This is a genomic window from Dokdonella sp. (assembly GCF_036518555.1).
GTDB lineage: Bacteria > Pseudomonadota > Gammaproteobacteria > Xanthomonadales > Rhodanobacteraceae > Dokdonella_A.
The window spans coordinates 1-6,318 of the sequence record NZ_DATDMY010000010.1 but is presented as its reverse complement, the minus strand read 5'-3'; the positions used below and the strand labels follow the sequence as shown (position 1 = coordinate 6,318).

Here is a 6,318-nt window from a genome sequence, read left to right as displayed (position 1 = left end):
ACGGTCGCCGCCGAGCGCGCGCGCGAGTGCGAGCGAGCAGGGGTACGCCTCGCCCGCGACGAACAGCCGTGCGCCGCGGCCGTCGCGCATCCAGGCGCAGCGCGACCACGGGTTGCGTCGCACGCTCGCGCCGGCGGCGGCGGCGCGCATGAATGCGGCGTCGCCGAGCCGCCGCGGCGGAGCCGCGGCGACGTGCGCGCTGCGATAGCGCGTGATGAAGCGGCCGAACCACGTGCGAAGCGAAGACACCGGAACGCGCCCCGGACCGCCGTCGACCTCCCGTTTGCGGCCCCGCTCTCCGGGCACTGCATTCCGCGACGCGTGGCTCCGCTCGTGCCCTGGTCTCGCGCGCGCATCGGCGATGCCCGCGTCATCGATGCGCAGCCACGGCATCGCGCGCGCGACGCGTGCGATCGCGGCGTCGTCGATCTCGCCGTCGCCGCGCGCCGGGGCGAGGTCGGCGTCGGTGTAGCGCGCCTCCTCGGGCAGCGTCTCGATCAGGTGGTCGATGAAATCGCCGAGCAGGTCGGCCTGCGACGGCGCGCGCATGCCGATCGAATAGGTCATGCATGCGCCCAGCGCGACGCCGTGATGGGGTACGCGGGGCGGCAGGTAGAGCATGTCGCCGGGTTCGAGCACCCAGCCATGGGTGGGAGCGAATTCGGCCAGCAGCTTGAGTTCGACGTCGTCGCGGAACGCGAGCGGAGCGGCCGGATCCGTGCTGATCTCCCAGCGTCGGCGGCCGAGTCCCTGCAGCAGGAACACGTCGTACTGGTCGACGTGGGCGCCGACCGAACCGCCGTCCTCGGCATAGCTGACCATGACGTCGTCAATGCGCCAGCGCGGCAGGAACGCGAACGCGTCCAGCAGCGCGCAGACGTCGGCGTCCCACTTGTCGACGTCCTGCACGAGCAGGGTCCAGTGCGTCGCCGGCAGCTTCGCGAAATGGCCTTCGTCGAACGGCCCGCTGCGCAGGGTCCATTCGGCCTGCGCCGTGCGCCGGCGCGCGGCCGACGGGCCGTCGTCGTGCGGTTGCCGGATCACGATGCGCGACAGCGCGAGTTCTTCGCAGGCGAGCCCGGCGAGGTCATCGGGCGCGACCGGATTGACGAAATTCGGAAACGCGGCGCGAACCAGCAGCGGATGCTTCTGCCAGTAGTCGCGCAGGAACGTCTCCGCGGACATGCCGAGCGGCTGGTTCGGCCGGGCCTGGACTTCGATCTTCACGACGCGGATGCCTCCCGTGGCTTCAACATGCGCGCATCCGGGCGGCGGGCGTCGGCGGCGACGAGCGGCGCATCGGACATCGCATCAGATCGCGCGCGCGAGCTCGGGCGCGAGCCCGACGTAACCCGCGGGCGCGAGCGCGAGCAGGCGCTCTTTTGCGTCGGCCGGCAGCTCGAGGCCCGCGACGAAGTCGCGCAGTGCATCGCGCGTGATGCCGTGGCCGCGCGTGAGCGCCTTGAGCTGCTCGTACGGTTCGGGCAAGCCATGGCGGCGCATCACCGTCTGCACGGCCTCGGCAAGCACCTCCCAGCTCGCGTCGAGGTCGGCGGCGAGCCGGTCGGGCGCCGCTTGCAGCTTGCCGAGGCCGCGCTGGAGCGCGTCGAGCGCGATCTGCGTGTGGCCGAAAGCGGTGCCGAGCGCACGCAGCACGGTCGAATCGGTGAGGTCGCGCTGCCAGCGGCTGATCGGCAGCTTCGCGCTGAAGTGCTCGAACAGCGCATTCGCGAGCCCGAAGTTGCCCTCGGCGTTCTCGAAGTCGATCGGATTGACCTTGTGCGGCATCGTCGAGGAGCCCACCTCGCCGGCCTTCAGCTGCTGGCGGAAATAGCCGAGCGAGATGTAGCCCCAGGCGTCGCGCGCGAAATCGACGAGGATCGTGTTCGCGCGACGCACCGCATCGCCGATCTCGGCGATGCAGTCGTGCGGCTCGATCTGCGTCGGGTACGGGTTGAACGCGAGGCCGAGCGACTCGACGAATCGGCGCGCCAACGCGGGCCAGTCGACCTCGGGGTAGGCGACCACGTGCGCGTTGTAGTTGCCGACCGCGCCGTTGATCTTGCCGGTCAGCTCGACCGCGGCGATCTGCCGCCGCTGGCGCTCGACGCGCGCGAGCACGTTGGCGATCTCCTTGCCGAGCGTGGTCGGGGACGCGGTCTGGCCGTGCGTGCGCGACAACATCGGCAGCGCGGCGTGCTCGTGGGCGAGCGCGCGCAGCTTCGCGGCGACCGCGTCGAGCGCGGGCAACAACGCGCCGTCGCGCGCGTCGCGCAGCATGAGCGCATAGGCGAGGTTGTTGATGTCCTCGCTGGTGCAGGCGAAATGGATGAACTCCTTCACCGCGGCGAGTCCGGCATGGCCGGCGATCTTTTCCTTGATGAAGTATTCCACCGCCTTGACGTCGTGGTTGGTCGTGCGCTCGATCTCCTTGATGCGTTCGCCGTCGGCCTCGCAGAACGCGTCGCCGATCGCGAGCAGCGCCGCGCGCGCCGGTTCCGGCAGCGGCGGCACCTCCGTGATGCGCGGTTCGTCGGCGAGCGCGAGCAGCCAGCGCAGTTCGACCTGCACGCGCCGGTGCATCAGCCCGTACTCGCTGAAGATCGGCCGGAGCGCGGCGGTCTTGGCGAAGTAGCGTCCGTCCAGCGGCGACAGGGCGGTCAGGGTCGGGTTCATTGCGGTTCCTTGCGGTCGTTCGTGTCGGGAAGACGCGGTTGCACCAGGATCGTCTTCGCGCGGGCACCCTGCATCGTGCGCACGGTGAGGTCGAAGCCCTCGAAGGCGAGCGTCTCGCCCTCCTGGGGCAGGCGTTCGAGCCTGTGGATGATAAGGCCGCCGACGGAGTTCACATCCGCGGGTGCGTCGATGTCGCGTTCGAGCAGGCGCTCGAGGCGGTAGATCGGCGTGCCGCCGGAGATCGTGAACTCCGCGCCCTTCGGTCGCGGCGAGAGGCTCGCGCCGGTGCGCGCATGCTCGTCCTCGATGTCGCCGACGAGCACCTCGAGGATGTCCTCCAGGGTGAAGAATCCCGCGACGCGGCCGGATTCCTCGACGCCCAGGGCGAGGTGGGTGTCGCCGGTGCGGAAGCGCTTGAGAACGTCCAGTACGGGCGCATGCAGCGGCAACAGGATCGGCGGACGCAACAGCGCGACGAGGTCGGTGACCTCGCCGCGCTCGGACATCGCGTGCAGGAGATCCTTCATGTGCAGCACGCCGCGCACGCGGTCACCGTCCGCTTCGAACCATGGATAGCGGCTGTAGCGGCTGCGGCGGAACTCGGCCAGCACCGCTTCGCGGTCCATGCCATCGCGGAAGGAAGCGAGCTGGTCGCGCGTACGCAGCACGTCGCCGACGACGAGTTCGGGCAGGTCGAGCGCGTGCTGCATCATCGAGTATTCCTCGCCGGCGCGGCTGGCGTGCTTCGCGTGCACGATCAGGCGCAGTTCCTCGCGCGAGTAGTGGTGTTCGCCGTCGCCGTGTCCGTCGCCGCCGAGCCCGAGCAGCGCGAGCATGCGATTCGCGCTCGCGTTGAGCAGCCAGATGGCCGGGTACATGACCCAGTAGAACGCGTACAACGGGCCCGCCGTGAACAGCGAGTAGCGCTCCGGGTTGCGGATCGCCATCGATTTCGGCGCGAGTTCCCCGAGCACGATGTGCAGATAGGAGATCAGCGTGAACGCGATCGCGAGCGCGACGACCTGGGTCGTCTGCGGCCCGATGCCGAACCGTGCGAACAGCGGTTCGAGCAGGTGCGCGAACGCCGGCTCGCCGATCCAGCCGAGGCCGAGCGACGCCAGCGTGATGCCGAGCTGGCACGCCGACAGATAGGCGTCCAGACGGCCGTGGACGTCGGCGAGCAGGCGGCCGCGCCAGCCGTGGCCGGCACCGAGGGTGGCCGCCTGCGTCTGGCGCAGCTTGACGAGCGCGAACTCGGCGGCGACGAAAAAGCCGTTGAGCAGCACCAGCAGCAGCGCCGCGCCGACGTAGAGCAGGTTCTGCAGCATGTGCCGGTCGGGAGGGACGGCCCGCGATTGTAGCATCCGTCGGCGGGCGGCCCGCCCCGTCCCCCGGGCGCGCTGTGACGGCCGTCCGGCGGCGGTCGCGGCGAGCGGCTATAATGGACGATTCCATTTTCCGCAGCGGAATCCTCGATGAGCCAGTACCGGATCGAACGCGACAGCATGGGCGAATTGAAGGTGCCCGCCGACGCCCTGTACGGCGCGCAGACGCAGCGCGCCGTCGACAACTTCCCGATCTCCGGACTGACGATGCCGCGCGAGTTCATCCGTGCGCTCGGCCTGATCAAGTCGGCAGCGGCGCAGGCGAACGCGGACCTCGGCCACCTGAAGAAGACCAGCGCAAAGGCGATCCGCAAGGCGGCCGAGCGCGTCGCCGCCGGCGAGTTCGACGCGCAGTTCCCGATCGACGTGTTCCAGACCGGCTCGGGCACCTCGTCGAACATGAACGCGAACGAGGTCATCGCGCATCTGTGCGCGGCCGCGGGCACCAAGGTGCATCCGAACGACGACGTCAACAATGGCCAGTCGTCGAACGACGTGATCCCGACCGCGATCCAGGTCAGCGCCGCGCTCACCGTCAGCGAGCGGCTGCTGCCCGCGCTCGCCCACCTGCGCAAGGTGATCGACCTGCGCGCAAAGGAACTGCGCAAGGTCGCCAAGACCGGCCGCACCCACCTCATGGACGCGATGCCGGTCACGTTCGGCCAGGAACTCGGCGGCTGGTCCGCGCAGATCCGTTCCGGCATCGAGCGCTTGCAGGATGCGCTGAAGCGTGTGCGCAAGCTTCCCCAGGGCGGCACCGCGGTCGGCACCGGCATCAATGCCGACAGCCAGCTCGGCCCGCGTGTCGCGGCCGAGCTCACGAAACTCACCGGCGTGAAGTTCGAATCCGCCGACAACTACTTCGAAGGCATCGGTTCGCAGGATGCCGCGGTCGAGCTGTCGGGCCAGATGAAGGCGCTCGCCTGCACGCTCATGAAGATCGCCAACGACCTGCGCTGGATGAATTCGGGGCCGCTCGCCGGCCTCGGCGAGATCGAGCTGCCGGCGCTGCAGCCGGGTTCGTCGATCATGCCGGGCAAGGTCAATCCGGTGATCCCGGAGGCGATGGCCATGGTCTGCGCGCAGGTGATCGGCAACGACGCGACGATCACGATCGCGGGACAGAGCGGCAACTTCCAGCTCAACGTGATGCTGCCCGTCGTCGCGCTGAACCTGCTGCAATCGGTCGAATTGCTCGCCAACGCGTCGCGCCTTCTCGCCGACAAGGCGATCGCGGGCTTCAGGGTGCGCGAGGACAAGATCAAGGAGGCGCTCGCCAGGAATCCGATCCTGGTGACTGCGCTCAATGCGGTGATCGGTTACGACAAGGGTGCGGCGACGGCGAAGCAGGCCTACAAGGAAGGCCGGCCGATCATCGATGTCGCGCTGGAGACCACCGGCCTGTCGCGCAGGAAGCTCGAGGAGCTGCTCGACCCGGCCGCGCTGGCCAAGGGCGGCATCCACGGCGGCTCCGCCGGCGGCTGACAAGAAAGGTAAAGGCGGGCGCGGACGTGGCGAACGGCACATGCCGGCGCGACGAACCGCTCAGCAGACTGCGTCGTTTGAGGGGACGCACCTGGTCGCGAAGGAACGCGGTTGCAACGATCGGCCGCCCGCGTCGAGCAGGGGTTCCACGCCAGCGCGCATTCGAGCCCGAGCCCTCCCGATTTCCCAAGACGAGTAGCGATTGGAGTTTTGACATGTTGAAGAGACTGATCCTTGCCTCGGCGTTGATCGCCGGCGGCAGCGCGTACGCGCAGGAGAACACCGACATCAGCGGTGCCAACTTCCAGAGCGGCAAGGCCGATGCGACGCTCGCCGCGCTCGGCCGCAAGGCGGCCGCCTCGGGCAACAAGCTCGTGATCACCGCGCCGGCCGAATGGCACGCGCGGATCGCGGCCAAGATCAAGGCCGGCGGCAACGCCGACGTCGTGCTGCGCGAGGGCTTCTACGAGAACGTGCTCGTGCGCATCGAGAGCAAGGCCGAGGCCGCCGCTGCGGCGGCGCCGAAGGTCGCGGATGCGAGCAAGGCGGACGCCGAGAAGGCCAAGGCCGAAGCGGCCAAGGCGAAGGCGGAAGCCGAGCGCGTGAAGGCGGAAGCGGAGAAGGCCAAGGCGGAAGCCGAGCTCGAGAAGAGCCGCGCCGAGGCAGAGAAGGCGCGCGCCGAGGCCGAGGCGGCGAAGGCGCGGCTGGAAGCGCAGAAGGCGGCGGCTGCACGCGCGGCGGAGCCGCCTGCCGCGGCCGCGCCGGTCGCGGC

5 protein-coding genes are annotated in these 6,318 nt (G+C 69.6%); 2 read left to right on the top strand and 3 right to left on the bottom strand.

Translation table 11 applies throughout. From position 1 onward, the window contains the following. The 3 genes from VI238_RS00745 to VI238_RS00735 all read right to left on the bottom strand — a co-directional run. Window positions 1-1,185: cupin domain-containing protein (locus tag VI238_RS00745; RefSeq protein ID WP_331647421.1), on the bottom strand; the 1,185-nt coding region annotated here is incomplete at its 3' end. 126 nt (window positions 1,186-1,311) lie between these two features. Further along, window positions 1,312-2,676 (bottom strand): adenylosuccinate lyase, encoded by a 1,365-nt coding sequence (gene purB / locus VI238_RS00740; protein WP_331647420.1) that lies wholly within the window; start codon window positions 2,674-2,676, stop codon window positions 1,312-1,314. Then, window positions 2,673-4,004: a hemolysin family protein gene (locus VI238_RS00735; protein ID WP_331647419.1), complete on the bottom strand. Its 1,332-nt coding sequence runs from the start codon at window positions 4,002-4,004 to the stop codon at window positions 2,673-2,675. Before VI238_RS00735 ends, purB begins: the two co-directional genes overlap by 4 nt. A gap of 147 nt (window positions 4,005-4,151) precedes the next feature. Between VI238_RS00735 and VI238_RS00730 the strand changes: the two genes are divergently transcribed. Continuing rightward, a complete protein-coding gene (locus VI238_RS00730; RefSeq protein WP_331647418.1) occupies window positions 4,152-5,546 on the top strand; it encodes a class II fumarate hydratase in 1,395 nt (464 codons plus the stop codon). A 26-nt stretch (window positions 5,547-5,572) separates the two neighbouring features. Further along, the coding region (locus tag VI238_RS00725; RefSeq protein ID WP_331647417.1) for a hypothetical protein at window positions 5,573-6,318 on the top strand (746 nt) is incomplete at its 3' end.